Below are 26,334 nucleotides of genomic sequence, written 5' to 3' on the forward strand. Positions count from 1 at the left end.
GGAGAAATACCATGGCAGATCCAATGCGCATCCGCGCCCAAGCAGCTGGCGACAAAGCAACCATCCGTGTCTTGATGAGCCACGAAATGGAATCCGGTCAACGCAAAGACGGCACCGGCAAAATCATTCCCGCTTGGCACATCCAAGACGTAACCGCGACTCTGAACGGCAAAGTCGTGATGACCGCTGAGTGGGGCCCAGCTGTGTCTAAGAACCCTTTCTTGCAATTCACCATCAAAGGTGCCAAAGCCGGCGACAAAGTGGGCATTACTTGGAAAGACAACAAGGGCGACACACGCTCTGACGAAGCAACCGTTTCGTAATCAACAAGAACGCAGTGGAGACACGAATGAAGAATCTAGTAATCGCTTTAGGGCTCATCGGCTTGTCGGCCGCTGCGTTCGCCCAAAAGTCGTCGACCGACAGCATCGCGGAATACCGCGCCATGTTGCAAGACGGCAACCCTGCCGAGTTGTTTGAAGTCAAAGGTGAAGACCTTTGGAAGAAAAAACGCGGCCCTAAAAATGCATCCCTCGAAAAATGCGATCTGGGTAAAGGCGCAGGCGTTGTCAAAGGCGCTTGGGTCGAGTTGCCCCGTTATTTTTCAGATACAGGTCGTGTGCAAGATCTCGAATCACGCTTGCTGACTTGCATGCAAGAGTTGCAAGGCTTCAATGCGGCAGACATTGCCAAAACAGCATTTGGCAAAGATGAGCAAAACAATGTGACGGCCCTGGCCACATGGATTTCTGCAGAATCCAAAGGCATGAAGTTCAACCTCTCACAAAGCCACGTGGAAGAACGCAAGATGTATGAAGTGGGCCAACGCCTGTTCTTCATGCGCGGCGGCTCACACGACTTTGCCTGTGCCACATGCCACAGCCAAGACGACAAACGCATCCGCTTGCAAGACTTGCCGAACCTGACCAAGAACCCAGGTGCAGGCGCTGGTTTCGGTGCTTGGCCCGCTTACCGCGTGTCCAACGGTCAAATGTGGGGCGCTCAGTTGCGCTTGAACGACTGTTACCGTCAACAACGTTTCCCTTACCCCTTGTTTGGCAGCGACGCCACTATCGCCTTGGGCGTGTACATGGGTGTGAACGGCAAAGGTGGCGAAGCCATCGCGCCCGCGATCAAACGATAAGGACAACGAAAAATGAACCGCACATATCAAATTGCTTTGGGCGCAGCCGCTGTGGCCTTGCTGACCGCATGCACCACGCCCATGCCCTCGAGCGCCGACCTCGATAAATTGACACAAGACGTCTTGGGTCGCTCATTCCGCGATCAAGGCCAAGCCAAACTCGACCGCTTGAACCCTGACGAAGACAACCGTTTGTGTGCTGAGTCTGATCGCACCGGTGTCGCATTGGATGCCAAAGTGACTGCCGAAATCGAAGCTCGCAACATGAAAACCATCAAGGCGCCAGCCGATGGCAAATACTTGGGTGACTTCAAAGAAGGCGAAAAAGTGGCACAAAGCGGTGCCGGTAAAACTTGGACTGATAAGACCGATTCGGTCAACGGCGGCAATTGCTACAACTGCCACCAAATCAGCAAGACTGAGTTGTCTTACGGCACCTTGGGCCCAAGTTTGTACAACTACGGCAAGATCCGTGGCGTGACTGATCCCAACAGTGCAGTTGCTAAGCCGATCGTGGAATACACGTGGGGCAAGCTGCTAAATGCGCGTGCTTACAACGCGTGTTCCAACATGCCGCGCTTTGCGCACAAGGGCATCTTGACCGAAACGCAAATCAAAAACGTGATGGCTTTGTTGCTCGACCCTGCGTCGCCTGTCAACAAGTAATCTCTAAATGGCCGCAGCATGAGCTTTTCATCTGCGGCTTTTTTACGCAATTTAAATAAGTAGGTGCTGATATGAACTTAACCAAACGTGAATTCATGCAAGTCATGGGTGCTGGCTCAATGGCTGGTCTCAACATGAATGCCTTTGCGCAGGCTGATGCAGGCGTGGCCGCTCGGGGTCTGTACGACATTCCTAAGTTTGGTCAAGTTTCATTCCTGCACATGACCGACTGCCACGCGCAGTTAAAACCCATTTATTTCCGCGAGCCCAGTGTCAACCTTGGCATTGGCAGCATGAAAGGCCAGTTGCCCCATTTGGTGGGCGAGCATTTGCTCAAAACCGCAGGCGTGCGCCCTGGTAGCGCCGAAGCCTATGGCATGAGCTATTTGAACTTTGAAGTGGCCGCCAAGCGCTATGGCAAAGTAGGTGGATTCGCGCACTTGGCCACTTTGGTCAAGCGTCTCAAAGCCAGCCGCCCCGGCGCGTTGTTGCTTGACGGCGGTGACACATGGCAAGGTTCAGCCACTTCGTTGTGGACCAACGGCCAAGACATGGTCGACGCTTGTAAATTGCTTGGCGTTGACGTGATGACCGGCCACTGGGAATTCACCTACGGCATGGAGCGCGTGCAAGAAATTGTGAACAAAGACTTTGCTGGCAAGGTCGACTTTGTAGCGCAAAACATCAAGACCCAAGATTTTGGCGACCAAGTGTTCAAGCCCTATGTCATCCGTGAAATGAATGGCGTGCCTTGCGCCATCATCGGCCAAGCCTTCCCCTACACACCGATTGCCAACCCACGCTACATGGTGGCCGACTGGGCGTTTGGCATTCAAGACGAAAACATGCAAAAGATGGTCGACGAAGCCCGCGCCAAGGGTGCGCAGGTGGTGGTCGTGTTATCACACAACGGCATGGACGTGGATTTGAAAATGGCCAGCCGCGTCAGTGGCATTGACGCCATCCTAGGCGGCCACACCCACGATGGCATGCCCGTGGCCACTTTGGTGAGCAACAAAGGCGGTAAAACCATCGTCACCAACGCAGGCTCCAATGGCAAGTTCTTAGGCGTGCTCGACTTCGAGGTGAAGAACAAGAAGATCACGGACTTCCGTTACAAGCTGCTGCCCATCTTCTCTAACATGCTGCCAGCCGACAAAGAGATGGATGCGCTCATCAATAAGATCCGCGCACCTTACGAAGCCAAGTTGAACGAGACCTTGGCTATCACCGAGGGCACGTTGTACCGCCGTGGCAACTTCAATGGCACGGGCGATCAGTTGCTACTCGATGCGTTGATGGATGTGCAAGGCGCTGACATGGCCTTCTCGCCAGGTTTTCGTTGGGGCACCTCCCTTTTGCCGGGACAAGCCATCACGCGCGAGTGGTTGATGGACATGACGGCCACGACTTACTCTTACGCCACGGTCAACGAGATGACCGGCGAGACCATCAAGACCGTGCTCGAAGATGTGTGCGACAACTTGTTCAACCCCGACCCGTACTACCAACAAGGCGGTGACATGGTGCGTGTCGGTGGTCTTGAATACGTGTGCCGCCCGAATGAAAAAATGGGCAACCGCATTGGTGAAATGCGCCTCAAAGGCAAACTCATTGACGCCAACAAGACCTACAAGGTGGCGGGTTGGGCACCTGTGGCTGAAGAGGCCAAGCACCAAAACCTCAAACCAGTTTGGGAAGTGGTTGAGCAATGGCTCAAAGCCAGCGGTGGCAAAGTGTCTCAACGCAGATTGAATACGCCCAAACTGGAGGGCGTTTTACCCAACCCAGGCTTTGCCGCCTAAGTTGGAATAGACGGGCGCTGCTGTTGCTTAGCGCCCCATGCTCCAAATGTTGGTAGAGCGCGCGCCGCTGCGGCAAAACGCCAACACAGGCCCCGTTGCCGCTTTCATCAGGGCGGCGAATTGTTGCGTTTGTTCAGGCGTGATTTGACCGCTGATCACCGGCAGGTAGTGGTAGCTCAAGCCCGCTGCGGCTGCGGCTGCTGCCATCTGTGCTGAAGTGGGCTGCGCTGGACCACCTTCACCATCGGGGCGGTTGTTGATCACGGTGGTGAAGCCATGTGCTGCAATCGCCGCCATGTCTTGGGGCTCAATTTGTGGCGCGGTTGCAAAGCTGGGATTGTGTTGGGTGATTTGAACGCTCATCTGAGTCCTTGTGTGTGTGTGCTGATGCTGAGTTTACAAAAGGACGCAGCGTGTTTTGCACAGACTGCGTCGCATCCTTTAACTGCGCTGGGTGTGCGCCTTGCGTTCTGCCCATTCATAGAGCCCCATGCCTAGCAGCATGGCCAGCACAAACACCAGCGCTTTGTCTTGCCCTGCCGCCATCGACACCAAGGCTGGACCAGGACAGAAACCAGCCAGTCCCCATCCTGCACCAAACAGCAAACCGCCCAGCACCAAACGTTTGTCGATGTGTGTGGCGGTGGGCAAATGCAAGGCGCCACCTAAAAAAGTAGTGGTGCGTTTTTTGGCAAAGGTAAAAGCGAACAGGCCAACCAACACGCCGCCGCCCATCACAAAGGCCAGAGACGGGTCCCACAAGCCTGCAAGGTCTAGAAAGCCCTGTACTTTGCCGGGATCTGTCATGCCCGAGAGCAGCAAGCCGACGCCAAACAAAAGGCCAACGATGAATTCAAAAATGCGATGCATGAGGGACTCCTTAAATGATGTGGCGAATCACAAACACGGTGGCAAATCCAGCCGCCATGAATGACAGCGTGGCCACCAATGAGCGAGGTGACAAACGGCTTAAACCACAAATGCCGTGCCCGCTGGTGCAACCCGCACCGTAGCGCGTGCCTAGGCCCACCATCAAACCGGCGATCACCACCGTTGCCCAGCCCGCGTCGATGCGGGGTGCGCTGAACCAGTCCGCAGGCAACCACAGACGCACAACCAAGGGTGAGGCGAACAAGCCCAATACAAACGCAATTCGCCAACTTGCGTCGCGTACTTTGGGCGCTATCAGCCCACCCAAGATGCCGCTGATGCCCAAAATTCGGCCATTTAGCAAAATGAACATGGCCGAAGCCAAGCCCAGCAAGACGCCACCCGCAAGTGACATCCACGGTGTGAAATGAATCCAATCTATTTGCATGATGAAGCTTTCGTGGTGATGGATGCAGACATTGTGAAACGGGGTTAATATATCAGCTATTTCTTATATTTGAAAGGCTAGCCATGTCGTCTGTTTCAAACCCTGTTGTCCACGGCATCTTTGATCCGGCAACGTGGACCATCACGTATGTGGTCTATGAGAAAGAGGGCAGTGCCTGCGCCATCATTGACTCGGTGCTTGACTACGATCCCAAATCAGGGCGCACCAGCACCGCATCGGCAGACAAAGTCATTGCGTTTGTGCGTGAAAAAAATCTTCAGGTGTCATGGATTTTGGAAACACATGCGCATGCCGATCACCTCACCGCTGCGCCTTATTTGAAGGCGCAGTTGGGGGGGCAAACCGCGATTGGCGACCACATCACCACGGTGCAGCACGTCTTCAAAGGCATCTTCAACTTGGAGCCTAGCTTCAAAGAAGATGGCACCCAGTTCAACCACCTGTTGAAAGAAAACGAAGCCTTCGCGATTGGCAGCCTGACGGCACGCACTTTGTTTGTTCCCGGCCATACGCCTGCTTGCGTGGCCTATCAAATTGGCGATGCGGTGTTTGTAGGCGACACCTTGTTCATGCCCGATGTCGGCTCGGCACGCTGTGATTTCCCGGGCGGGGATGCCAAGACTTTGTACGCCTCGACGCGCAAGTTGTTGAGCTTGCCGCCTGAGACCCGTCTCTTTATGTGCCACGACTATCCGCCCAACGATCGCCCCATTCGATTCGAAACCACTGTGGCTGAGCAGCGTGCGCACAACATCCATCTGCACGATGGCATTGACGAAGCCGAGTTCATCCGCATGCGCACCACGCGCGATGCCACCTTGGCCATGCCCGTGTTGATCTTGCCGTCCGTGCAAATTAACATCCGTGCGGGCGAGATGCCTCCAAAGGAAGACAACGGCGTGTCGTACCTGAAAATTCCAGTCAATGCGTTGTGAGTGCTAACGGCTCAAACGCTGACGGAATAAGCCTTAGATGATTTGGTAATTAACAACCAAAAACTCAGTCGTTCCCTTTTGAGCGCAACGCTCTCAGAATTCATCCATCGAAACTTTTCAGATGAATTCAAAGGGAACACACATGATTCAACGTCAACACTTTCTCAAGGCATTTGCAGCAACGGCCTTGCTTGCCGTCAGCGGTTTTTCAGCAGCGCAAGCGCCTGTCACACTGCTGAATGTGTCTTACGACCCGACCCGCGAGTTGTATGCCGAGTTCAACGTCGCCTTTGCCAAACATTGGAAAACCCAGACCGGTCAAGAGGTGAGCATCAAGCAATCGCATGGTGGCTCAGGCAAACAGGCCCGTTCGGTGATCGACGGCATCGACGCTGATGTGGTCACGTTGGCATTGGCCGGTGATGTGGATGCGCTCTACAAACACGGCGGTTTGATCCCTCAAGATTGGCAAAAACGCTTGCCGCATAACTCTGCGCCTTACACCTCCACCATTGTGTTGGTGGTGCGCCAAGGCAACCCCAAAGGCATCAAAGACTGGGACGACTTGGTCAAGCCAGGCATCAGCGTCATCACCCCCAACCCCAAAACATCGGGCGGTGCACGCTGGAATTATTTGGCCGCTTGGGAATTCGCCAAGCGCAAATACGGGGGCGACGCCAAAGCCAAAGACTTTGTGGCCGCGCTCTACAAAAACGTGCCTGTGCTCGACACGGGGGCGCGTGGTTCGTCGGTGACTTTTGCGCAGCGCAACCAAGGCGATGTGTTCATTTCTTGGGAGAACGAAGCCCATTTGTTAGAAAAAGAGTTCGGCAGCAAGGTCGACATCGTCTATCCATCGATCAGCATCTTGGCTGAGCCGCCAGTCACCCTCGTGGACAAAAACGTCGATCGCAAAGGCACCCGAAAAGTGGCCGAAGCCTATTTGAATTACCTGTACACCGACGAAGGTCAAGACATCGCGGGCAAAAACTTTTACCGTCCCATTTCTGCCAAAGCTCAAGCCAAGTACGTCAAGCAGCTGCCCAAGTTGCCCCTGTTCACCATCGACCAAGCCTTTGGCGGTTGGGCCAAGGCCGACAAAGACCACTTTGCCGATGGCGGCAGCTTTGACCAAATCTATTTGAAGAAGTGATGTTCAGTGGCCAATGATCTTGGCTAAAAACGACTGTGTGCGTGCATGGCGTGGGCGCTCAAAGAATTCGGAGGGCGGGGCTTCTTCCACAATTTGTCCTTGATCCATGAACACCACGCGGTCGGCCACTGCGCGTGCGAAGCCCATTTCGTGGGTGACGCACAGCATGGTGATGCCTTGTTGGGCCAACTCCGTCATCACGTCTAACACCTCTTGAATCATCTCGGGGTCAAGGGCCGACGTGGGTTCGTCAAACAGCATGATTTGTGGACGCAAGCACAAGGCCCGTGCGATGGCCACACGTTGTTGTTGACCACCTGAAAGTTGCAAGGGGTACTTGTGGGCTTGGTCGGCAATGCGCACGCGTTCGAGTTGCTGCATGGCCTGTTGGTTCGCTTCAGCGGCGGGCAGTTTGGCAACAAAAATGGGTGACAGCGTGAGGTTTTCCAGTACGGTGAGGTGCGGAAATAAATTGAATTGCTGAAACACCATGCCCACTTGGCGACGCACTTGGTCGATGTCTTGCAGGTTGTCGCTCAGCGTCACGCCGGCTACCGTGAGTTGGCCTTCTTGATGCTCTTCCAAGCGGTTGATGCAGCGAATCAAGGTGGACTTGCCCGAGCCCGATGGGCCGCAAATGACGATGCGTTCACCACGTTGCACGCGCATGTTGATGTCACGCAGCGCATGAAAATCGCCAAACCATTTGTTGACGTTCTCGAAACTCAGGATAGGGTCAGACACGGGTGTTCCTTAGGGGCATCAGCGGTGCGCGAGTTGGCGCTCAACCCACAGGCTGTAGCGCGACATGGCGAAGCAAAAAACAAAGTAAATCAGGGTGATGAACAGATAGCCTTCAATTTTGAAAGGCCGCCAGTTTGGATCGCCGCTGATGGCCAGCCCCAAAGCGCCCGAGAGTTCGTACAAACTCACGATGGTCACCAAGGAGGTGTCTTTGAAGATGGCAATGAAGTTGTTCATCAGCCCCGGCACCACATGCGTCAAGGCTTGGGGCAAAACGACCAAGCGCTGGGTTTGCCAATAACTGAGTCCTAAGGTGGCGGCGGCCTCCACTTGTCCTAGGGGCACCGCTTGCAAACCACCGCGAACAATTTCTGCCGTGTAAGCCGCTGAGAACAAGGTGATGCCCACCAACACGCGCAGCAACACATCGGGCGAGGTGCCACTGGGCAACAGCAAAGGAAACATGAAGCTGGCCATGAATAACACTGAAATCAAAGGCACGCCGCGCACCAACTCGATGTAGCCCACGCACACGCTGCGCAAGGCGGGCAGTGTGCTTTGCCGCCCCAAGGCCAGCAACACGCCCAACGGAAACGCCAAGCTGATGGCAAGTGTGGCCAGCATCAAGGTCAGCGGCAGGCCACCCCATTGGTCGCTGGATACCACTTGCAAGCCGGTCGGTACGCCCCACCAAGTGCCGCCGCCCATCAAACCAAAAAACAGCAGCCACACGGCCACCCACATCAGTGCCAAGTTGCGCCGCCACAAGACCGGTAGACAACTCAGCACCAGTGCCGTGACCAATGCGAGTGTGGCCACCACAGGCCGCCATTGCGCCTCAAAGGGGTAACGCCCGAGCAAGATGAGTCTGTATTTTTCGCTCACCACGCCCCAGCAGGCACCAACACCGCGCAGGGCTTGACAGCTGTCGGCATCGGCTTGCCATACCGCCCGCCACAGCGCCCAGTTGAGGGCCGTCGGTAGCCACCACAGCAGCGCCATCAGCAGCAAGCCACTCACCACAGCTTGCCCTTTCGTGGGCCAGAGATGGATGTGGCACCACTGCCACCATGAGTTGCGCGTGACGGGTGCGGGTCTGGCCGCGACCCACGGATGTGTGGTGGGTTGACGTGGCATCAACGCGCCCTCAACGCCATGCGGCGGTTGTACACATTCATCAGCGCAGCGGTCAGCAATGACAAGCTCAGGTACACCGCCATCACGATGGCGATGCACTCCACAGCGCGGCCCGTTTGGTTCAAGGCCGTGTTGGAGATGTTGACCAAGTCGGGGTAGCCGATGGCCACCGCCAAGGATGAGTTCTTGATCAAGTTCAAATACTGGTTGGTCAGCGGTGGAATGACCACGCGCATGGCCTGCGGCAGCACCACCAAGCGCTGCGTCTGCCAAGCCGATAAACCGATGCTTTTGGCCGCTTCGGTTTGACCACGCGGCACAGCATGGATGCCAGCACGCACCAACTCCGCAACGAAGGCCGAGGTGTACAGGCTCAAACCCCACGTCAAGGCCAAGAACTCAGGCGTTACGCTGGCACCGCCTGTGACTTCACCCACACCTTCGACGATGCGCCACACAGGCACGTCCCAAGCCCAAGCGCCATCGGCATGAATCAGCCACGGCAGTGTCAAGCCACCTTTGCTCAAAAACAGCCAGTCATTGACGTGCAGTGATGCATCGGTGTCGGGCATGAACTCGACCAGCAACACGTACCACATGAAGAGTTGTAGCAGCAGGGGAATGTTACGAAACAGCTCGGTGTAGCCGTAGCACAAACCCCGCACCAAAGCGTTGTGGGACACGCGTCCCAACCCTAACAAGGCGCCCCATACCGTGCAGATCACCATGCCCAACACCGACACGCGCAAGGTGTTGAGCAGGCCAACCAAGAAGGCTTGCCAATAGGCCTGCGTTGAATCGTAGGGAATCATTGACTCGCCGATGTCAAAGCCCGCGGTGTCGAACAAAAATCCAAACCCACTTTGAATGCCACGCGCACGCAAATTTGTAAGCGTGTTGTTCAACAGCCAATACGCCACGCCCACCAACAGGGAGACCAACAGAACTTGGTAGAGCAGGGCGCGGGTGCGGCGGCTGTGCAGAGGCATGGCGAGTCAGCGCGAGAACGTGGTGTGATGTGTGCGTGGTTTGTGTTTCATCAGCGAATGGGCATGGCGTATTGCAAACCGCCTTTGTTCCACTGCGCATTCAAACCGCGTTTGAGGGCCATGGGTGTTTTTTCACCCAAGTGACGCTCGAACATTTCGCCGTAGTTGCCAACTGCACCGAGGGCGCGTGCCAACCAGTCGCGGTCTAGGCCCAGAAGTTTGCCGGTGTCTTCGGACTTGCCAAGCAAGCGCAGCACCACGGGGTCGGTGCTTTCGGCTTTGAGTTTGTCGACCGTGGCGGCTGTGATGCCGACTTCTTCTGCCTCGACCAAGCCATACACCGTCCATTTGACGATGGCCAGCCACTCGTCGTCGCCCCGACGCACCAAGGGGCCCAGAGGCTCTTTGGAAATCAGCTCGGGCAGGATGACGTGGTCTTTCGGTGTCTTGGCTTCTTTGGCGCGGATGGAGGCTAATCCTGAGGCGTCGGTGGTGTAGGCCTTGCAGCGGCCCGCAAAGTAGGCGGCATTGGCTGCATCAAATTTTTCGAACACGACGGGTTTGATGTCGAGTTTGTTGGCGCGTGAAAAGTCAGTCAGGTTCTTCTCGGTGGTGGTGCCCGATTGCACACACACGGTGGCCCCTTTGAGTTGCTTGGCACTTTTCAGGTTGTTCTTGGCGGGCGTCATGAAGCCTTGGCCGTCGTAATAGGTCACGGCGGTTTGATGCAAGCCCATGGAGGCATCGCGTGTCAGGGTGAACGTGGTGTTACGCGACAGCACATCGACCTCACCCGATTGCAGGGCTGTGAAGCGTTGGGGCGCAGACAGCGGCACGTAGCGCACCTTGTCGGCATTGCCCAACACGGCGGCGGCCACAGCGCGGCACACGTCCACATCCAAACCGGTCCATTTGCCTTGACTGTCGGCTGCGCCAAAACCAGCCAAGCCCGTGTTGACCCCGCACACCACTTGGTCGCGTTGTTTGACAGTGTCTAAGGTTTTGCCTGCCCATGCATTCATGGCGCTGGCGCTCAGAAAAACCAAGGCCGCCACAGCCTGTAAAGGTCGACGAATCAGAGGTGAGTGCATGGGGGCTCCTGCTTGAAAAATAGAACTGAGACATTGTCCGTCAAACCTCAAGACCTTTGGCCTGATGCGCCCTGTGGCTGCATAGATGAGTTGGCTATTAACAAACTACAAAACTGTTGTTTGTGATTGGCTGGGGCTTGCACACAATCGCGGCCATGTCTCAAACACCCACCCTCATCATCGTTCCAGGTTGGCGCGATTCAGGCCCCGGTCACTGGCAAACTCTGTGGGCAGAGTCTTTGGTCGGTGCTGTGCGCGTCAAACAAGACGACTGGATGCAGCCCACGCGCAACGCTTGGGTTCGCAGCATCAGCGACACCATCTTGGCGCAACCCGGCCCCGTTGTGGTCATCGCGCATAGCCTGGGCTGCATCGCCACCACACATTTACCCCCTGAGGTGGCGTCGCGCATTCAAGGTGCTTTGTTGGTGGCGCCTGCAGACCCTGAGCGTCGTGGCCCTTTGGTGGATTTCGCGCCTGTGCCTTACCAAGCCTTGCCTTACCGCAGCGTGTTGGTGGCCAGCAGCAATGACCCGTTTTGTCCTGTGCGCACCGCGGGTGCCTATGCCCGCGCATGGGGCAGTGAGTTTGTGCGTTTGCAAAATGCGGGGCACATCAACATCGAGTCGGGCTTTGGTGAATGGCCTTTGGGTTTGGCTTTGTTGCAATCGTTGGTGGGCTCGCCTTTGCACCCTCTGCCTGCAGCAAGTCCCGCGGCCTCTGTTTCGTCTTTAGGATTTCAAATCGCATGAGCACTTTTTCTCGACCTGCGCGCGTGCTCCCAGGCTTCAACATCACCCTCGGTTTCACGCTCACGTATCTGAGCCTGATTGTGTTGATCCCGCTTTCTGCGCTGCTGTTCAAAACATTCACGCTGACGTGGGACCAATTCGTTGTCGCCGTCACCGGCCCGCGTGTGATGGCCTCTTACCGCTTGACCTTTGGTGCCTCGTTGATCGCAGCTTTGGTGAACGTGGTGTTTGGTTTGCTCGTGGCGTGGGTGCTGGTGCGCTACGATTTTTTCGGTAAAAAAGTGGTGGACGCGTTGGTGGATTTGCCATTCGCCTTGCCCACGGCTGTGGCTGGTATTTCGCTAACAGCCTTGTTGGCGGGCAACGGCTGGGTGGGGCAGTATTTAGAGCCGCTCGGTATTCAACTCGCGTTCAACCCCAATGGTGTTGTGATTGCCCTCATCTTCATTGGCTTGCCTTTTGTGGTGCGCACGGTTCAACCCGTGTTGGAGGACGCTGAGAAGGAGCTCGAAGAAGCGGCGACGTGTTTGGGCGCCACGCGTTGGCAAACTTTCACCCGTGTGATTTTCCCCAGCATTGCGCCTGCCTTGCTGACGGGTTTTGCCATGGCGTTTGCGCGTGCGATTGGTGAATATGGCTCGGTTATTTTCATTGCGGGCAATATGCCCATGGTGTCTGAAATCACGCCGCTCATCATCATCAGCAAGTTGGAGCAGTATGACTACGCGGGCGCCACTGCCGTGGCCGTAGTGATGTTGGTGATGTCGTTTGTGTTGCTCTTGGTGATCAATGCTTTGCAAGCTTGGCAGCGCCGCCGTACGGGAGTATCGGCATGAGTACCACTTTGAACCCATCTCTGCGCCGCGCACAAGCGGGCACCACAGAACCCGCATGGGTGCGCTACAGCCTGATTAGCGTGGCGCTGACGTTTATGTTTTTCTTTTTGGTTTTGCCTTTGGCGGCTGTCTTCACTGAAGCCTTGCGCAAAGGCTTTGAGGCGTATTGGGCAGCGTTGCAAGAGCCCGACGCTTGGTCGGCCATTCGCTTGACCTTCATCACCGCTCTCATTGCCGTGCCGCTGAACTTGGTGTTTGGTGTGGCGGCTGCATGGGCCATTGCCAAATATGAGTTCACAGGCAAAGCGTTTTTAACCACACTGGTGGACTTGCCGTTCTCGGTGTCACCCGTGGTGGCGGGTTTGATTTATGTGTTGATGTTTGGCGCACAGGGCTGGTTTGGCCCTTGGTTGCAAGCGCATGACATTCACATCATTTTTGCGGTGCCTGGCATTGTGTTGGCCACCGTGTTTGTCACGTTTCCCTTCATCGCACGTGAGCTGATTCCGCTCATGCAAGCGCAGGGCAATGACGAAGAGCAAGCCGCCATTGTGTTGGGTGCCACAGGCTGGCAAACCTTTTGGTATGTCACGCTGCCCAACATCAAGTGGGGTTTGATTTACGGCGTCATCTTGTGTAACGCCCGTGCCATGGGCGAGTTTGGCGCGGTGTCGGTGGTGTCGGGCCACATTCGCGGACAGACCAACACCATGCCATTGCATGTGGAAATTTTGTACAACGAATACCAATCGGTGGCGGCGTTTGCCGTGGCCTCGCTGTTGGCCTTGTTGGCTTTGGTGACCTTGGCTATTAAGTCTGTGGTGGCGTGGCGTCATGCGCGTGAGCTGAAGGCCACGGCTGATTTGCCCATGGAACGCCCACACGCATGAGCGCATGGAATTCACACACACCTAGTCGCAACGCCGTGAAATTTAAGAAGATGAGACCCGAATCATGAGCATCGAAATCAGAAACATTCACAAACAATTTGGCGCTTTTCAAGCACTGGGCGATGTGAGCCTAGACATCCACTCTGGCGAGTTGATCGCTTTGTTAGGCCCTTCGGGCTGCGGCAAAACCACCTTGCTGCGCATCATCGCGGGTTTAGAAACGGGTGACTCAGGCACCATTTTTTTCAGCGGTGAAGACACCACGCACGTGCATGTGCGCGAGCGTCAAGTGGGTTTTGTGTTTCAGCATTACGCCTTGTTTCGCCACATGACCGTGTTTGAAAACGTAGCCTTTGGCCTGCGCGTGAAACCGCGCAGCGAACGCCCGAGCGAAGAACAAATTAATCGAAAAGTGCACGACTTGCTGAGTCTCGTGCAACTCGATTGGCTGGCCGACCGCTATCCCTCACAGCTCTCAGGTGGCCAACGCCAGCGCATTGCTTTGGCACGCGCCTTAGCGGTGGAACCCAAAGTGTTGTTGTTGGACGAGCCCTTTGGTGCTTTGGATGCCAAGGTGCGCAAAGAGCTGCGCCGCTGGTTGCGCCGCTTGCACGACGATTTGAATGTGACCACCATCTTTGTGACCCACGACCAAGAAGAAGCGCTCGAAGTGGCCGACCGCGTGGTGGTGATGAACAAAGGCAATGTCGAGCAGGTAGGCTCACCTCAAGAGGTGTGGGAGCATCCAGCCAGCCCATTTGTGTATGGCTTCTTAGGCGATGTGAACTTGTTCCATGGCCGTGCCCACGAGGGCGAAATGCACATCGGTGTGGAAGACCAAACCGTGCGCGTGGCCAGCCCCGAGCACCATGCCGCGCAAGACGCTAAGGCCTTTGCGTATGTGCGTCCGCATGACTTGGATGTGCGTCGCTACACATCAGGCGACGAAGGCATCGTGGCCAAACTGACCCGAGCCATTGTGGTGGGACCGATTGCCCGTTTGGAGTTGATCGCGGCTGAAGGTGACAGCCCTTCTGATGCGCAGATCATTGAAGCGCAAATCCCTGCATCGCAGTTCTACGAGCAGGGATTCACAGAGGGTGAGACTTTGGTGCTCACACCGCGAAAAGCGCGGGTGTTTGTGGCCTAAACGGTGCTTGCTTAGACGTATTGTTTGAGCCAAGCTATAGCGCGGCTCCAGCCGTCTGTCGCAGGCGTGGCGCGGTAGCTGGGGCGATAGTCTGCGTGGAAAGCATGGGGGGTGTCTGGGTACACCACAAACTCGCTGGCCTTGGCCGCTGAGTTGCCTTGATTGGCAGCGAGCGCCAAGGCTTGTTTCATGGCGTTGACCGACGTGACGGGAATGCCCGTGTCTGCCCCGCCGTACAAACCCAGTACAGGTGCTTTCAGTGCAGTGACCAAGTCGATGGGGTGTTTGGGATTGTTGGCATTGGTTTGGCCTTCCATGCGACCGTACCAAGCCACGCCTGCTTTGAGTTTTGGGTTGTGCTCGGCATACAACCATGTGATGCGACCGCCCCAGCAAAAGCCGGTGATGGCCGCACGATCGGCATTGCCGCCGTTTTGGCTGGCCCATTTCAAAGTGGCGTCCAAGTCGGCCATCACTTGTGCGTCTGGTACTTTGGCAATTAACTCGCTCATGAGCTTGGCCAATTCGCCATAAGTGCTGGGGTCACCTTGGCGTACAAACAGCTCAGGGGCAATGGCCAAGTAGCCCAGTTTGGCGAAACGTCGTGTGACATCGGCAATGTATTCGTGCACACCAAAAATTTCTGAGATCACCAAGACCACGGGCAAGTTGGTTTTTCCAACAGGGGCAGATCGGTAGGCGGGCATTTGAAAACCGTTGACATCGATCAACACTTCACCTTCGACCAAACCCTCACCTGAGGTTTTGATGGCTGTTTGTGCGATCAACGGCATGGCTGCCGCGGCATAGCCCAAGCCCAGCGCGGACTGCAAGGCCAAGCGACGTGTGGGTTGGGGCATCGTCTGTCCATCGTGGTTGAGCAGCGCTTGGGTGTCTTGGATGAAGTTGGTGTTCATGGCATTTCCTCTGGGTTCAAGAAAAAAATTTGTGTGAGCTTACGCTGAATCTGTGATTTGCTGAGTCACCCAGTCATGAATCCTTTCATCTTGAATGTGGATCATGCGGGGAGTTTTTAATATAAGCAATCAATTATTTAAGCATACAATTTAGATTCACCACGCAAGACTGTTCAGTCTGTCTTTGAACTTTTGATGGAGTAATTTGATGAGCACTTTTGACCATGCCAACTTGATTCAAGGCATCAACGAGTCGTTGGGGTTGTTTCGTAAAGCACAACCCGATGCGATGCAAGGTTTTGGGCAATTGGCCAAATCGGCCATGGCTGAAGGAGCGGTCAGCACCAAACACAAAGAGCTGATGGCGCTTGCCATTGGCATCACGCAACATTGCTCGGGCTGCATTGGTTTTCATGTCAAAGCGCTGCTCAAATTGGGTTGCACTCGCCAAGAGTTGGAAGAAATGCTGGCGGTGTGTGTTTACATGGGCGGTGGTCCTGCCTTGATGTATGCAGCTGAAACCCTCAAAGCTTGGGATACCCTCGCTTAAAACTGCCCTTTTATCCCCTTTGTCTTAGGTCGTCATGAACCGCCATCTGCTTTTCCTTGCCATCGCCCAAGGGCTGTTCCTTACCAACAACGTGACCTTCATCGCGATCAATGGCTTGGTGGGCTTGAGTTTGGCCCCGGTGTCGTGGATGGCGACCTTGCCCGTGATGGGCTATGTGGTGGGCGGCGCACTCAGCACCGGTTTGGTCGCCAAATCCCAGCAACGGTTTGGGCGCAAGGGCTCTTTTCAACTGGGGTTGTTGGTGGCCTTGCTGTCCGCGGGCTTGGGGGCTTGGGCCGTATCGATTCAATCGTTTTGGCTGTTGGTAACGGCGACCGTGGTGGCCGGTTATTACAGCGCGAACGCCCAGTTGTACCGCTTCGCTGCCGCAGAGTTGTGCGCCGTGGACTACCGCGAAAAAGCGGTGTCTTTGGTGATGGCGGGTGGTTTGATGGGTGCCATCATTGGCCCTAATTTGGCCATTCAAACCAAGAGTTTGATGGACAAACCCTTTGCAGGCGCTTATGTGGCACTGGCCTTGATTGCTGTTTTGTCGATGGCCGTGGTGAGTTCGATCAAGTTCCCCGCAGTCACGGCTGGACCCATGCATGCAGACACTGGCCGCCCTTTGAGCGTCATCATGCGACAGCCTGTGTTTGTGATCGCCACTTTGGCGGCTGCTTTAGGGTACGGGGTGATGAACTTGCTGATGGCGGCCACGCCTTTGGCGATGCAAGTGTGTGGTTTGCCTTTTGAAGACACAGCTTGGGTGCTGCAATGGCATGTGATTGGCATGTTTGCCCCAGGATTTTTCACAGGACATTTGATCAAACGCTTTGGCGTGCTGTCCATCATGGGCGTTGGCGTGGTGCTCAACGCGGCATGCATTGCGGTGGCCTTGTCAGGCACAGATCTGCATCAATTCTTGTTTGCTTTGTTTTTGCTGGGCGTGGGCTGGAACTTCTTGTTCACCGGCAGCACCACGTTGTCGATGCAGGCTTACACAGCCGCTGAAAAGAATCGTGCACAAGCTGCCATTAATTTCTGTGTGTTCGCCACGATGGCGTTCACTTCATTCGCATCGGGTGCTTTGGTGACCAGCCAAGGCTGGAGTTGGCTCAATTGGGGTTCGCTGCTCCCCGTCGCTGTGACGGGGGCGGGCCTGTTGTGGCTGAAGTTCAGGTCTTCGTCAGTCCCAAGAACATCCTGAGAAAGAAGATGCCCATGCCGATGATGAAGGCGAGGCCGATGATGCTCATCAGCCCGTAGTCGGTGGTGAAAAGATCAATCCAGAGTTTCATGGTGCCATCCTTGTGAAAAGTGATGACACCATCTTGCACCTTGTTTTGCTGCGAAAGATTGATCTGTCGCAAGCGCTTAGCTTTTAAGGTCTTCCTCTGTTTTCATCGGGCAAGTGCTGAGACCAAACAAGGTGTACGCGCCGCAAAAACTAAACAGCCCAGTGGCCAAAACGATCACACCGACGTAGCCCCAAGCGCCGATTTGCCCCGTGGCTGCCAATGCAATCAAGACCAAGCCCGCCACGATGCGCAAGACGCGGTCAATGCCGCCCACATTTGATTTCATAGGTTTCTCCAAGGTAATGCCGAATTAGACCTTGGCATCATGCGCGCACGCTTGATCTAAATCAAGCGTGGCGCTTTGGCGTTTTAAGGCAGGCTACGGGCGTAGGCCGCCATGGCTTCGATTTCCTCGTCAGTCAAACTGCGTGCGGCGCTGGCCATGGTGCCGTCCATGTCTGCGCGTGCGCCAGAACGCAGATTACGCAGTTGCGTCACAAAGTACTCGCTGGACTGACCCGACAGGCGTGGCACATGCTTTTGCCCCTGCAACTGCGCGCCATGGCATGACGCGCAATATTGCTGCTGGGCAATTTGTTGACCGCGTGCAATGTGTGCAGCGTCGCCACCGGCATGCGCAGCAGGCGCAGGCTGACGGGCATAGTGCGCTGCGATGTCGCGCATGTCTTGTTCGCTCAGTGTGGCGGCGATGGCTTCCATGCCGCCACCTTTGCGTCGTTGGTCACGAAACTGCAGCAGTTGATAAAAGATCGACAGCGGTGGTTGCGCCGCCAAATGGGGCGTGCCGGGAATGGCCGACACGCCGTTCTCTCCATGGCACGCCGCGCAGAGTTGCGCTTTGGCTTGGCCCGCGACAGCGTCAGGGGCTGCTGTCGCGTAAGAGGTGGTGAGTGCTAAGAAAAAAAAGGCCATTCCAGGAATGGCCTTTGAAACGTTCGAGAACATTATTTGCTGTGTGAGACGCGGAAGATGGCACCGGCAACGTCGTCAGAGACCAGCATTGAGCCGTCTTTCATGACGTGCACGTCGGCAGGGCGGCCCCAGAAATCATCGCCTTGAATCCAACCGGAGATGAAGACTTCTTTCTTGGTCACGTTGCCCTTGGCATCGAGCGCCACACGCACCACATCGAAACCGGTTTTCTTGGTACGGTTCCATGAGCCGTGCTCAGCGATGAAGATGTTGTGGGTGTATTCAGCAGGGAATTGTTTGCCTGTGTAGAAGCGCATACCCAACGCAGCGACGTGAGGGCCAATCTTGGAGACGGGCTTGTCGAACTCATCGCACGAGCGGCCTTTGCCGAAGTCGATGTCCAGCAGATCGCCTTGATGGCAGAAGGGGTAGCCAAAGTTCATGCCTTTACGCGTGATGCGATGCAGCGTGTCGTTTGGCAGATCGTCATTCACCCAGTCGCGCGCATTGTTGGTGAACCACAGCTCTTTGGTCACGGGGTGGAAGTCCATGCCCACGCTGTTACGCACGCCATGAGCCACGGTTTCCAAGATGTTGGTCTTCAAGTTCAAGCGAACAATCACAGCATGCGTGACGGGTTGCACGGTGATGTTGGCGGGCGTGCCAATTTGGAAATACAAGTAGTTGCCGTCTGGGCTCAACTTCATGAACTTCCAGCCGTGTGGTTCGTCCTTGGGTAATGCGTCAAACACGACCACGGGTGAAGGTGGGCTGTCTAAGTTTGCCTCGATGTTGTCGTAGCGAATGATGCGCGACAGTTCGGCCACATACAGCGAGCCGTCTTTGAATGCCACGCCGTTGGGGCGATGCAAGCCTTTGGCGATCACTTTCACGTCGCGCTTGCCGTCTTTCTCAACCACGGCATAGACGTTGCCTGGGAAACGGGTGCCTACAAACAAGGTGCCGTTGGGTGTTTGCACCATCGAGCGTGCGTTGGGCATGCCAGAGGCCCACAGTTCGACTTTGAAGCCAGCGGGAACTTTGAGTTTGTCAGTGGGAATATCGCTCACTGGCAGCGCCGTCATGCCGGGGGGATGGGGCACCAAGTTCAGGGCAGCTTGTTCAGCCGTGCGGCCTTGTGCCCAAGTGGGCGGGATGGCCGCAGCAGCGGGCGCGGCGGCAGGGGCTTGCGCCATGGCCAGAGTGCTCAGGGCCATGCCCAGTGTGAGGGTGGCACTTTGTAGGGTGCGATTGAAGCGATTGAGTTTCACGAAGGTCTCCTTTTAATGGGTTGGATTAAAACTGAAATTTCTTGTGATCGAGTCACCAAGGCGATTGGTACTGCAGTTGCCTTGGTTTTCGCCATGGGTCTGTTGCAAGCTGCGCGATACAGTGCAGCATGAGGGTTCTTTAAAGTCACGCGCTCGCAGCGCGTGAGCTAATTCATGGTGCTAAGACCGTTTTGAAAGGCTATTTTTATGACCCGTTTTTTCTCTTTGTTTTTAGGGGTTGCTTTGACCTTTTTTCTAGCCAGTGCAGATGCGCAAAACTTCTCCAACCGCAAAGAAGGTGTTTGGGTAGCCAAGGACTTTCGCTTTCACACAGGGGAGGTAATGCCTGAATTAAATGTGGGTTACACGACCCTCGGGGACCCCGCGAATGAAGCTGTGGTGATCTTGCATGGCACCACGGGGACAGGCACGGGCATGTTGAATCCCGCCTTTGGTGGCGAACTGTTTGGTCCTGGTCAAGCCTTGGATGCCAGCAAATATTTTGTGATCTTGCCCGACGCCATTGGGACGGGGCGTTCCAGCAAACCTTCGAACGGTTTGCGCGCAAAATTTCCGCGCTACAACTACGATGACATGGTCAGTGCGCAGTTTCGTTTGCTCACCGAAGGCTTGAACGTCAAACATGTGCGCCTGATTTTGGGCAACTCCATGGGCGGCATGCAGGTGTGGTTGTGGGGCATGACGCATCCTGACTTCATGGATGTGATGGTGCCGATGGCGTCGATGCCCAGCGAGATGTCTGGCCGCAATTGGATGATGCGCCGACTCATCACTGATTCGATTCGCAACGACCCCGAATGGATGGGCGGCAACTACACCACCCAACCGCGCAGCTGGCAATTTGTCTCGGTGTTTTATGCCACGGCGACCAGCGGTGGCAACCAAGCCTTGCAACGCTTGGCCTCGACGCGCGAGAAGGCGGACCAGTTGTTGGACCAGCGCTTAAAAGCGGCCTTCCCAGGCGACGCGAACGATCACTTGTACCAATGGGACTCGTCGCGCGACTACAACCCGCTGGCGAACTTAGAAAAAATCAAAGCCACCGTCTTAGCCATCAACTCGGCCGATGATGAGCGCAACCCGCCTGAGTTGGGCGTGATGGACAAGGTGCTCAAACGCATTCCCAATTCACGCTTGCTCTTGATTCCTGCCAGCGATCAAACTGCGGGCCATGGCACGACGGGGCAGGCGAAGTGGTGGAAGGCAGAGGTCGAGGCTTTGCTGAAGGCTGCGCCTCGCCGAGGTCAAAAATAAAAAGCTCATCGCTTGCGTAGCCCCAAAAACATCACTGTGGCAACCACCAGCAAGCCGCCGGCCACTTGGACAGGGGCAATCGCTTGGCCCAACATGACCCAAGCCAGCACCAAAGCAAACACCGGCTCGACATTCATGATGGCAGAGTTGCCCACGACGCCCAGACGCGGCAGCACCGTGAACATGATGGTGAAGGCGGTGCCGTACAAAAACGTCAATGCAGCCAAACCCCACCAACCGGCTGCGGCTGTGGGCAGATGAAGTCCGCCTTGTGCCACCACGACGCTGCTGCTGAGCAAAAACACCAAGCTCATGGTGCTGAAGGTGCGCAGTCGTCCATCTAAATCGCCGGCTTCATGTTGGGTGAAGACCAAAGCCAAGCCAAAAGTGGCGGCAGCGGTGAGGGCAAATGCCACGCCGATGCCAATGGCACTCCATTGTGCTTGTGCGCCCAGTCCTGAAGCTGCACCGAGCACGTCTAGCGCCAAGGCCAAGCCCAGCAGCATCACGGGCATGGCGCGCAACAGCGTAGGGTCTGCTCTGTGTCCATACACAACGCGCGCCCACAGCGCCGTCCACAAGGGGTACGTGTTAAACGCCAGTAGTGCCAACGCCACGGGCAAGCGCGCCACAGACGAATACAAGCAGAGGCTCTGAATGCCCACCAGCAGTCCAACAGCAAGCAAGCCGCGTTTGTGTTGCTGGGTCAAGCGCATGGACACGCGATGGCGCCACAGCAGGTAAGCCACCACGGCGGCCGTGATGCCGCTGCGGACGGTGACGGCGGTGGCAACGTCCACACCGTTTTGAAAAGCAAACCGAGCGGCGACATGGTTAGAGCCCATCATCAGCGCGATGAGCAACAGCGTGGCAAAGGCCGTGGCTGAAAGACGAGTTCTAGAAGCAGTCATTTTTTCAGCATAAGGCAAGCGCCGACGGTGTGGCGTCGCCACTGCGTCTTTTGTCATGGATGAGGCCGTTTTCGAGGAAGGATCGCTCAAAAATTTTCATACGCCATTTGGCGTATATGCTAATATTGCGTACAAGGGAATACAGCAACATCCAATTTGTGAAATTCTCAGCTTTAACAGTTGGAGGCCTCCTTTTGAAAACCTATTACTTGCGTTATCTTCAGCTGATCGAATCTTTGAACACAGAGCCTTCGAGCCGAATGGCTGAAATTGATCCGCTTGCCAAACAGCTGCTGGACAAAATTTTGCTGCGTCATACCCAAGACAACCCCATGACGGTCAGCAATGCCATGGAGCTGTCCTGCATTGCTTCCCCTGCGACGATCCAGCGCAAGTTAGATTTGTTGCGAGAAGCTGGCTTGATTGAACAAGTCTTCAAAGGCAAAAACCGCCGCACCAAATATTTGGTGACCACGGCTTTGTCAGAACAATATTTCAAAGACTTGAGCGATGCGATGGCTCAAGCCGTCGCAGAGCCCGAGTTAATGGCCGCTTAAATCGGGCGCGTCAGTACTTTTCTAAATTTCACCACGCCACTGCCAAACTGAAGCGCTAAATAGCCGCTGCTGAATTTGCTGTCTGTGGCGTCGGCCGTAACGACCCCGTTTAATTTCACCGTCAAGTGGTTATTTTTAGCCTTGATTTCTAAGGTGTTCCACTGCCCGCCGGCTTTGGGCATGGGAGAGACTTTGGCGACATCCACGATGGCACCCGTACCGTAACTGGGGTCAGGGCGTGTGTCCCACACGTTAATTTCATAGCAGTTGTCAGCGCCAATTTTCTGAGGGTCTTGACAACGAATAAAGATGCCGCTGTTGGTGTGTGTGTCCACCCACATTTCTGCGTAAATTTCTTGATCTGTGAAAGTTTGTTTGCTGACGAGATAGCTGGGGCCTTTGCTGCGCAGCAAGTCGGCCTGAATGGCGCCCTCTTGCAAACGCCAATTCGCATCACCCACCAAGGTCCAACCATTGAGGTTGCTGGCGCTGTCAAACAACGTGGTCCAGTTTGGCGCAGGTGTAACCAATTGGGCACAGGCGGCCAAACAAAGGCTCGCAAGCGGTGCGGCCATGCGCTTGAATACGGTGAGTTTCATGGTGCGTGTCTCCAGTGTGGGTGAGTTTTGACACTGGAAGGGTAGGCCTCAAATGGGCCTAGGGCTGTCGCAGACTTGCCAATGGATGCGCATCTGTATTCAATCTTGACGTGCGCAACGTCGACAGGTCTACCCAAGCATCGTGCGATTTTTGCAATCAATGCGCTAGCCCCAAGAGAAAACCGTAGACAAGCACAGCCAAAATTAAGGTTTCTAAAAGCATTAGGGCCACGGGTTTCCAGCCCACACTCAAGATGTCCTTGAGGTGAGTTTTTATACCGATGGCGGCCATGGCTGCTACCAAAAAAGCCCGAGACAACGCATGCCCTGTGCTGCTCACCCAATCAGGCATGGGCAGAAAACTATTGAGAAGCACCAGCAGCACAAACACCACGGCGAACCACGGCAGTAAAGGCGGGCGACTCGCTGTTGTATCCACAGCCTCCCCATCCCCATCCCGAGCCTGCTGTGCATGTGCTATTCGAGTCATCCAAGCGGCGACCATGATCACCGGCACCAGCATGGCCACACGCATGAGTTTGATCACCGTGGCCGCATCGCCCGTCTGCTGGCTCATGCTGTAGCCCGCGCCTACCACCTGCGCCACGTCATGAATGGTGCCGCCAAGAAAGAAGCCCGATTGTTCTGGATTGAACCCTAGCCAATGCGTCAACATCGGATACAGCACCATGGCCACGGTTGACAGCGTGCTCACGCTGATGACCACAAACAGGGTGGCGCGGTCTTTTTGCGGGTGGTTTGGAAAAGCGGCCGCAATCGCCAATGCAGCCGAAGCCCCGCAAATGCCCACAGCTCCACCAGACAACAAACCAAAGAAGGCACTGAAGCCCATCCATCTTGCCATCAACAAGCCTAGGCCGATGGTCAGTGCAACGGCAAGCACCACCATGAACACAGACTGCCAGCCCAAAGCCTGTACCTGTGCAATCGTGATTTTCAGGCCCAACAAAGCGACGCCCCAGCGCAATACCTGACGAGCCACGAACTCAATGCCCGCTTTGCAACGCGCATCTTCAGAGAGAAAGTTGACGGCCATGCCTAACAGCAAGGCAAACAGCATCACAGGTGCCCCGTAATGGTCTGCCAAAAACAGTGCCGCCACGGCCACCACGGCAGACATGGCCAGCCCAGGCCACAAAAGGGCACAGCGAGCGTAAAGCGCGATCACTGGTTGATCTGGATATTGAACTGTCGAACGATGGCCGCATTTCGATCAAAATCAGTTCGAACTGACTGTGTCAACTGCTGAATGCTCCAGTCCTCTGCGGCTTCAAAACCTGCCGCAAACATGCGGCCACGGAATTTAGGGTTGAGGGCAACTTGCCGCACTGCCTTATGAATTTTTTCTTGCAATTCGGTCGGCATAGAAGCGGACACGACAACACCCAACCAGTTCGAAAAATCGAGTTCTGGGTAACCCAGCTCCGTCAAGGTTGGCACATCAGGCAACTGAGTGAGTCGATTTTTGGCAGCTACGGCATAGGCTTGCACCTTACCGGTTGCAATTAAATTGCGAGAGGTCGCATAGCCATCGAACATGACGGGAATTTGCCCACCCATTACCTGTGCCAAGGCAGGTGGTGAACCCTGAAACGCCACATGCTGCAAATCGAGGCCCGCCTTTTGGTTCAATATCATGCCAGCGTAATGCGAAATGGTGCCAGCACTGTAAGAAGCAAAACCCAGAGTTCCCGTGTTCTTGTGTGCGTACGCAACAAATCCTTTGAAGTCTTTAGCAGGAACCGTCGGCGCTGCAATCATGACCAAATTTCCACGTGCAACGATGCCTACTGGGCGAACATCTTTGTTCGGGTCAAAGCCGCTTTTGAGCACATGAGGAATCTCTGTCAACACATTGCTGGCAGTCACCAGCACCGTCTGTCCATCTGCCGGCGCTGAACGCAAGACTTGCACGGCAATCGCACCGCCCGCACCGGGCCGGTTGTCCACCACCATGGGCTGACCAATATCCGCGGCAAGTTGCTCGGCCAGCAAGCGTGCGATGACATCGATGTTGCCGCCAGCTGGTGCGGGCACTAGCAATTTGACAGGCTTGTCCGTCCAAGCCATGGCAGCCGACATCATGAAGGTGCCCGTGAGAGAAATGAGGATCGCTCGTTGAATTTTGCGAATGTGTGTACGCAGTAGCATGTCTTGTCTCCAGTGTGGTGTGTATCGGGATCGAACGCCCCGTCAGTTGAATAACCACGTGATTGTTCTCAAAGAACGCTTCCCTTACTTACCTATTCACGACAACAATTTACCTTTACACGTCACTTCGGGTTCATGCTCATCGGGGTTTCATCTATGCCACGCGCTCTCATCAACGTTGGTGAACAATCAAATTGAGACGTGAACCAACGGGTGAAAGAGCTGAGATTGGAATATCCGAGTTGCTCTGCAACGCGCCCCATGGAGTGGGGGGTGTGCGTGATGTAGCGTTGTGCAAGTTCACAACGCACTTCGTTGAGGACTTCCGAAAAACTCACGCCACTGTCGTCCAGTCGACGTTGAAGCGTGCGCACGTTCACGCCCAAGCCTGAAGCGATTTGCTCAACACTGGCTCGCCCCATGGGGAGCAGTAAGTAGACCGAACGACGTACATCTTGAAGCACCGAACTTTGACCGCGTTTGGGCATCGCCTCTATGAAAGACTGTGCATAACTGGCCATCGTGGCATCCGCACGTTCGTTGGGGCGGTCCATGTCTGCTTTCAGGCAAACCAGCCCATTGAAGTCACTGTTGAAATGCAGCGGGCAACCAAACAGGCGTCTGTGAACTTGTAGATCGCTATTGGCGGGATGGGTGAAGTGAACCGCTTGTGGTCGCCAATGTTGACTCAGCATGGCTCGGAAAATCAGCATCAACACACCCACCGCCATGTCTGTGGACTGCTGCGTTCCGCCAGGGGAGTCGCTGATGATCTCCTCTCGGATGAGTGTGGTTTTACCCACATCTTCGATGTGCATACCCAAGGCTTCATTGAGCAGATGTCTGTATTGGGCAATCGTCTGCAAAGCCATGCGTATAGACGGTTGATGGGTCAGTAGCAAGCTAATTGGACCGAAGTCGGAAAGCAAACGTGCTTCGGCCAGCTGTAGTCCGAACGTGCTGCAACCACTTTCTTTGGCAGAAATTTCCAGCAGATCAAGGGCGCTTTTGAATGGAATCAGTTGCGTTGGTGATGCGAGCATGCGCGGCGTCAAACCCACCTTACGCAGCATGAGATGCGGGCTTAGTCCTAAATTTTTAGCGACATCACCGTAATGCGAGAGCACGGCAGCACGAACTTGCAGGGCATTTCGGTGATTCATGAAATCTCCTAAAAAAAGAATGTGACGCTTGCTTGCTCTATGAAAGTGTCACGA

Annotated in this window: 31 protein-coding genes; 14 read left to right on the forward strand and 17 right to left on the reverse strand. The window is 55.3% G+C overall.

Annotated elements, in window-relative coordinates; translation table 11 throughout:
- The first annotated feature begins 11 nt into the window (after positions 1-11).
- From soxZ to soxB, 4 genes are all read left to right on the forward strand, one after another.
- Positions 12-323 (forward strand): thiosulfate oxidation carrier complex protein SoxZ, encoded by a 312-nt coding sequence (gene soxZ, locus C5F52_RS13135; RefSeq protein WP_199220168.1) that lies wholly within the window; start codon positions 12-14, stop codon positions 321-323.
- A gap of 26 nt (positions 324-349) precedes the next feature.
- Positions 350-1,144, forward strand: a complete 795-nt coding sequence (gene soxA, locus C5F52_RS13140) for a sulfur oxidation c-type cytochrome SoxA (protein WP_104798817.1) — start codon at positions 350-352, stop codon at positions 1,142-1,144.
- Positions 1,145-1,156: 12 nt separating this feature from the next.
- Positions 1,157-1,810, forward strand: a complete 654-nt coding sequence (soxX, locus tag C5F52_RS13145) for a sulfur oxidation c-type cytochrome SoxX (protein ID WP_104798818.1) — start codon at positions 1,157-1,159, stop codon at positions 1,808-1,810.
- A 71-nt stretch (positions 1,811-1,881) separates the two neighbouring features.
- Entirely contained in the window at positions 1,882-3,615 is a 1,734-nt protein-coding gene (gene soxB, locus C5F52_RS13150) for a thiosulfohydrolase SoxB (RefSeq protein WP_104798819.1), read from the forward strand.
- 27 nt (positions 3,616-3,642) lie between these two features.
- Here soxB and C5F52_RS13155 read toward each other — a convergent pair whose 3' ends face one another.
- The 3 genes from C5F52_RS13155 to C5F52_RS13165 form a co-directional block, all read right to left on the reverse strand.
- Positions 3,643-3,978: a TIGR01244 family sulfur transferase gene (locus C5F52_RS13155; RefSeq protein WP_104798820.1), complete on the reverse strand. Its 336-nt coding sequence runs from the start codon at positions 3,976-3,978 to the stop codon at positions 3,643-3,645.
- A gap of 78 nt (positions 3,979-4,056) precedes the next feature.
- Positions 4,057-4,485 carry a YeeE/YedE family protein gene (locus C5F52_RS13160; RefSeq protein ID WP_104798821.1) on the reverse strand — a complete coding sequence of 143 codons (429 nt, stop codon included), beginning with the start codon at positions 4,483-4,485 and terminating at the stop codon, positions 4,057-4,059.
- A 10-nt stretch (positions 4,486-4,495) separates the two neighbouring features.
- Positions 4,496-4,933 (reverse strand): YeeE/YedE family protein, encoded by a 438-nt coding sequence (locus C5F52_RS13165; RefSeq protein WP_104798822.1) that lies wholly within the window; start codon positions 4,931-4,933, stop codon positions 4,496-4,498.
- 83 nt (positions 4,934-5,016) lie between these two features.
- On the opposite strand from C5F52_RS13165, the gene C5F52_RS13170 reads away from it, so the two are divergent.
- The gene (locus tag C5F52_RS13170; protein WP_104798823.1) at positions 5,017-5,889 is read left to right on the forward strand and encodes an MBL fold metallo-hydrolase; all 873 of its coding nucleotides are present in this window, start codon (positions 5,017-5,019) and stop codon (positions 5,887-5,889) included.
- 142 nt (positions 5,890-6,031) lie between these two features.
- Entirely contained in the window at positions 6,032-7,042 is a 1,011-nt protein-coding gene (locus C5F52_RS13175; RefSeq protein WP_104798824.1) for a sulfate ABC transporter substrate-binding protein, read from the forward strand.
- A 3-nt stretch (positions 7,043-7,045) separates the two neighbouring features.
- Here C5F52_RS13175 and C5F52_RS13180 read toward each other — a convergent pair whose 3' ends face one another.
- The 4 genes from C5F52_RS13180 to C5F52_RS13195 are packed head-to-tail and all read right to left on the reverse strand — an operon-like array spanning position 7,046 to position 11,003.
- A complete protein-coding gene (locus C5F52_RS13180; RefSeq protein WP_304598607.1) occupies positions 7,046-7,786 on the reverse strand; it encodes an amino acid ABC transporter ATP-binding protein in 741 nt (246 codons plus the stop codon).
- A gap of 18 nt (positions 7,787-7,804) precedes the next feature.
- Positions 7,805-8,923, reverse strand: coding sequence for an amino acid ABC transporter permease (locus tag C5F52_RS13185; RefSeq protein WP_104798825.1), 1,119 nt, complete (start codon positions 8,921-8,923; stop codon positions 7,805-7,807).
- The gene (locus tag C5F52_RS13190) at positions 8,923-9,912 is read right to left on the reverse strand and encodes an amino acid ABC transporter permease (protein WP_104798826.1); all 990 of its coding nucleotides are present in this window, start codon (positions 9,910-9,912) and stop codon (positions 8,923-8,925) included. Before C5F52_RS13190 ends, C5F52_RS13185 begins: the two co-directional genes overlap by 1 nt.
- Positions 9,913-9,962: 50 nt before the next feature.
- Complete coding sequence (locus C5F52_RS13195) at positions 9,963-11,003, reverse strand: amino acid ABC transporter substrate-binding protein (RefSeq protein WP_104798827.1); 1,041 nt, start codon at positions 11,001-11,003, stop codon at positions 9,963-9,965.
- A gap of 155 nt (positions 11,004-11,158) precedes the next feature.
- On the opposite strand from C5F52_RS13195, the gene C5F52_RS13200 reads away from it, so the two are divergent.
- The 4 genes from C5F52_RS13200 to C5F52_RS13215 all read left to right on the forward strand — a co-directional run bounded on the left by C5F52_RS13200 (position 11,159) and on the right by C5F52_RS13215 (position 14,631).
- The gene (locus C5F52_RS13200; protein WP_104799064.1) at positions 11,159-11,755 is read left to right on the forward strand and encodes an alpha/beta hydrolase; all 597 of its coding nucleotides are present in this window, start codon (positions 11,159-11,161) and stop codon (positions 11,753-11,755) included.
- Positions 11,752-12,591 (forward strand): sulfate ABC transporter permease subunit CysT, encoded by an 840-nt coding sequence (cysT, locus tag C5F52_RS13205; RefSeq protein ID WP_104798828.1) that lies wholly within the window; start codon positions 11,752-11,754, stop codon positions 12,589-12,591. The genes C5F52_RS13200 and cysT overlap by 4 nt, the downstream gene beginning before the upstream one ends.
- A complete protein-coding gene (cysW, locus tag C5F52_RS13210; protein ID WP_104798829.1) occupies positions 12,588-13,481 on the forward strand; it encodes a sulfate ABC transporter permease subunit CysW in 894 nt (297 codons plus the stop codon). Before cysT ends, cysW begins: the two co-directional genes overlap by 4 nt.
- Before the next feature lie 64 nt (positions 13,482-13,545).
- Positions 13,546-14,631, forward strand: coding sequence for a sulfate/molybdate ABC transporter ATP-binding protein (locus tag C5F52_RS13215; protein WP_104798830.1), 1,086 nt, complete (start codon positions 13,546-13,548; stop codon positions 14,629-14,631).
- A gap of 11 nt (positions 14,632-14,642) precedes the next feature.
- Here C5F52_RS13215 and C5F52_RS13220 read toward each other — a convergent pair whose 3' ends face one another.
- The gene (locus tag C5F52_RS13220; RefSeq protein WP_104798831.1) at positions 14,643-15,548 is read right to left on the reverse strand and encodes a dienelactone hydrolase family protein; all 906 of its coding nucleotides are present in this window, start codon (positions 15,546-15,548) and stop codon (positions 14,643-14,645) included.
- Between the two features lie 208 nt (positions 15,549-15,756).
- Here C5F52_RS13220 and C5F52_RS13225 point away from each other — a divergent pair, with 208 nt between their 5' ends.
- Entirely contained in the window at positions 15,757-16,098 is a 342-nt protein-coding gene (locus tag C5F52_RS13225; RefSeq protein ID WP_104798832.1) for a carboxymuconolactone decarboxylase family protein, read from the forward strand.
- 34 nt (positions 16,099-16,132) lie between these two features.
- A complete protein-coding gene (locus C5F52_RS13230; RefSeq protein ID WP_104798833.1) occupies positions 16,133-17,308 on the forward strand; it encodes an MFS transporter in 1,176 nt (391 codons plus the stop codon).
- Here the strand turns inward: C5F52_RS13230 and C5F52_RS13235 are convergent.
- From C5F52_RS13235 to C5F52_RS13250, 4 genes are all read right to left on the reverse strand, one after another.
- Complete coding sequence (locus tag C5F52_RS13235; RefSeq protein WP_104799065.1) at positions 17,277-17,399, reverse strand: DUF3149 domain-containing protein; 123 nt, start codon at positions 17,397-17,399, stop codon at positions 17,277-17,279. The genes C5F52_RS13230 and C5F52_RS13235 overlap by 32 nt on opposite strands.
- Positions 17,400-17,475: 76 nt before the next feature.
- Complete coding sequence (locus C5F52_RS13240; protein WP_104798834.1) at positions 17,476-17,685, reverse strand: DUF2892 domain-containing protein; 210 nt, start codon at positions 17,683-17,685, stop codon at positions 17,476-17,478.
- A gap of 83 nt (positions 17,686-17,768) precedes the next feature.
- Positions 17,769-18,332, reverse strand: coding sequence for a cytochrome c (locus C5F52_RS13245; protein WP_161499699.1), 564 nt, complete (start codon positions 18,330-18,332; stop codon positions 17,769-17,771).
- A 32-nt stretch (positions 18,333-18,364) separates the two neighbouring features.
- On the reverse strand, positions 18,365-19,528 hold the full coding sequence (locus C5F52_RS13250; protein ID WP_104799066.1) for a sorbosone dehydrogenase family protein: 1,164 nt from the start codon (positions 19,526-19,528) through the stop codon (positions 18,365-18,367).
- A 282-nt stretch (positions 19,529-19,810) separates the two neighbouring features.
- On the opposite strand from C5F52_RS13250, the gene C5F52_RS13255 reads away from it, so the two are divergent.
- The gene (locus tag C5F52_RS13255) at positions 19,811-20,878 is read left to right on the forward strand and encodes an alpha/beta fold hydrolase (protein WP_104798836.1); all 1,068 of its coding nucleotides are present in this window, start codon (positions 19,811-19,813) and stop codon (positions 20,876-20,878) included.
- Between the two features lie 5 nt (positions 20,879-20,883).
- Here C5F52_RS13255 and C5F52_RS13260 read toward each other — a convergent pair whose 3' ends face one another.
- The gene (locus C5F52_RS13260; protein ID WP_104799067.1) at positions 20,884-21,789 is read right to left on the reverse strand and encodes a DMT family transporter; all 906 of its coding nucleotides are present in this window, start codon (positions 21,787-21,789) and stop codon (positions 20,884-20,886) included.
- Between the two features lie 260 nt (positions 21,790-22,049).
- Between C5F52_RS13260 and C5F52_RS13265 the strand changes: the two genes are divergently transcribed.
- Positions 22,050-22,346 (forward strand): hypothetical protein, encoded by a 297-nt coding sequence (locus tag C5F52_RS13265; protein WP_161499700.1) that lies wholly within the window; start codon positions 22,050-22,052, stop codon positions 22,344-22,346.
- Here C5F52_RS13265 and C5F52_RS13270 read toward each other — a convergent pair.
- The 4 genes from C5F52_RS13270 to C5F52_RS13285 all read right to left on the reverse strand — a co-directional run bounded on the left by C5F52_RS13270 (position 22,343) and on the right by C5F52_RS13285 (position 26,280).
- Entirely contained in the window at positions 22,343-22,945 is a 603-nt protein-coding gene (locus tag C5F52_RS13270) for a DUF1080 domain-containing protein (protein WP_201747015.1), read from the reverse strand. The genes C5F52_RS13265 and C5F52_RS13270 overlap by 4 nt on opposite strands.
- A 157-nt stretch (positions 22,946-23,102) precedes the next feature.
- Positions 23,103-24,086: a YeiH family protein gene (locus tag C5F52_RS13275; RefSeq protein WP_104798838.1), complete on the reverse strand. Its 984-nt coding sequence runs from the start codon at positions 24,084-24,086 to the stop codon at positions 23,103-23,105.
- A 44-nt stretch (positions 24,087-24,130) separates the two neighbouring features.
- Positions 24,131-25,117 carry a tripartite tricarboxylate transporter substrate binding protein gene (locus tag C5F52_RS13280; RefSeq protein ID WP_201747016.1) on the reverse strand — a complete coding sequence of 329 codons (987 nt, stop codon included), beginning with the start codon at positions 25,115-25,117 and terminating at the stop codon, positions 24,131-24,133.
- A 122-nt stretch (positions 25,118-25,239) separates the two neighbouring features.
- Positions 25,240-26,280, reverse strand: a complete 1,041-nt coding sequence (locus C5F52_RS13285) for an AraC family transcriptional regulator (RefSeq protein WP_104798839.1) — start codon at positions 26,278-26,280, stop codon at positions 25,240-25,242.
- Between the last annotated feature and the right edge of the window lie 54 nt (positions 26,281-26,334).

It is taken from the genome of Limnohabitans sp. TS-CS-82 (assembly GCF_002943475.1).

Excerpts from the sequence above, each read along its gene's own strand:
- soxZ (WP_199220168.1), top strand. The coding sequence starts at position 12 with ATGGCAGATCCAATGCGCATCCGCGCCCAAGCAGCTGGCGACAAAGCA.
- soxA (WP_104798817.1), top strand. The coding sequence starts at position 350 with ATGAAGAATCTAGTAATCGCTTTAGGGCTCATCGGCTTGTCGGCCGCT.
- soxX (WP_104798818.1), top strand. The coding sequence starts at position 1,157 with ATGAACCGCACATATCAAATTGCTTTGGGCGCAGCCGCTGTGGCCTTG.
- soxB (WP_104798819.1), top strand. The coding sequence starts at position 1,882 with ATGAACTTAACCAAACGTGAATTCATGCAAGTCATGGGTGCTGGCTCA.
- C5F52_RS13155 (WP_104798820.1), bottom strand. The coding sequence starts at position 3,978 with ATGAGCGTTCAAATCACCCAACACAATCCCAGCTTTGCAACCGCGCCA.
- C5F52_RS13160 (WP_104798821.1), bottom strand. The coding sequence starts at position 4,485 with ATGCATCGCATTTTTGAATTCATCGTTGGCCTTTTGTTTGGCGTCGGC.
- C5F52_RS13165 (WP_104798822.1), bottom strand. The coding sequence starts at position 4,933 with ATGCAAATAGATTGGATTCATTTCACACCGTGGATGTCACTTGCGGGT.
- C5F52_RS13170 (WP_104798823.1), top strand. The coding sequence starts at position 5,017 with ATGTCGTCTGTTTCAAACCCTGTTGTCCACGGCATCTTTGATCCGGCA.
- C5F52_RS13175 (WP_104798824.1), top strand. The coding sequence starts at position 6,032 with ATGATTCAACGTCAACACTTTCTCAAGGCATTTGCAGCAACGGCCTTG.
- C5F52_RS13185 (WP_104798825.1), bottom strand. The coding sequence starts at position 8,923 with ATGCCACGTCAACCCACCACACATCCGTGGGTCGCGGCCAGACCCGCA.
- C5F52_RS13190 (WP_104798826.1), bottom strand. The coding sequence starts at position 9,912 with ATGCCTCTGCACAGCCGCCGCACCCGCGCCCTGCTCTACCAAGTTCTG.
- C5F52_RS13195 (WP_104798827.1), bottom strand. The coding sequence starts at position 11,003 with ATGCACTCACCTCTGATTCGTCGACCTTTACAGGCTGTGGCGGCCTTG.
- C5F52_RS13200 (WP_104799064.1), top strand. The coding sequence starts at position 11,159 with ATGTCTCAAACACCCACCCTCATCATCGTTCCAGGTTGGCGCGATTCA.
- cysT (WP_104798828.1), top strand. The coding sequence starts at position 11,752 with ATGAGCACTTTTTCTCGACCTGCGCGCGTGCTCCCAGGCTTCAACATC.
- cysW (WP_104798829.1), top strand. The coding sequence starts at position 12,588 with ATGAGTACCACTTTGAACCCATCTCTGCGCCGCGCACAAGCGGGCACC.
- C5F52_RS13215 (WP_104798830.1), top strand. The coding sequence starts at position 13,546 with ATGAGCATCGAAATCAGAAACATTCACAAACAATTTGGCGCTTTTCAA.
- C5F52_RS13220 (WP_104798831.1), bottom strand. The coding sequence starts at position 15,548 with ATGAACACCAACTTCATCCAAGACACCCAAGCGCTGCTCAACCACGAT.
- C5F52_RS13225 (WP_104798832.1), top strand. The coding sequence starts at position 15,757 with ATGAGCACTTTTGACCATGCCAACTTGATTCAAGGCATCAACGAGTCG.
- C5F52_RS13230 (WP_104798833.1), top strand. The coding sequence starts at position 16,133 with ATGAACCGCCATCTGCTTTTCCTTGCCATCGCCCAAGGGCTGTTCCTT.
- C5F52_RS13235 (WP_104799065.1), bottom strand. The coding sequence starts at position 17,399 with ATGAAACTCTGGATTGATCTTTTCACCACCGACTACGGGCTGATGAGC.
- C5F52_RS13240 (WP_104798834.1), bottom strand. The coding sequence starts at position 17,685 with ATGAAATCAAATGTGGGCGGCATTGACCGCGTCTTGCGCATCGTGGCG.
- C5F52_RS13245 (WP_161499699.1), bottom strand. The coding sequence starts at position 18,332 with ATGGCCTTTTTTTTCTTAGCACTCACCACCTCTTACGCGACAGCAGCC.
- C5F52_RS13250 (WP_104799066.1), bottom strand. The coding sequence starts at position 19,528 with ATGGCGCAAGCCCCTGCCGCCGCGCCCGCTGCTGCGGCCATCCCGCCC.
- C5F52_RS13255 (WP_104798836.1), top strand. The coding sequence starts at position 19,811 with ATGACCCGTTTTTTCTCTTTGTTTTTAGGGGTTGCTTTGACCTTTTTT.
- C5F52_RS13260 (WP_104799067.1), bottom strand. The coding sequence starts at position 21,789 with ATGACTGCTTCTAGAACTCGTCTTTCAGCCACGGCCTTTGCCACGCTG.
- C5F52_RS13265 (WP_161499700.1), top strand. The coding sequence starts at position 22,050 with ATGGCTGAAATTGATCCGCTTGCCAAACAGCTGCTGGACAAAATTTTG.
- C5F52_RS13270 (WP_201747015.1), bottom strand. The coding sequence starts at position 22,945 with ATGAAACTCACCGTATTCAAGCGCATGGCCGCACCGCTTGCGAGCCTT.
- C5F52_RS13275 (WP_104798838.1), bottom strand. The coding sequence starts at position 24,086 with ATGTCTGCCGTGGTGGCCGTGGCGGCACTGTTTTTGGCAGACCATTAC.
- C5F52_RS13280 (WP_201747016.1), bottom strand. The coding sequence starts at position 25,117 with ATGCTACTGCGTACACACATTCGCAAAATTCAACGAGCGATCCTCATT.
- C5F52_RS13285 (WP_104798839.1), bottom strand. The coding sequence starts at position 26,280 with ATGAATCACCGAAATGCCCTGCAAGTTCGTGCTGCCGTGCTCTCGCAT.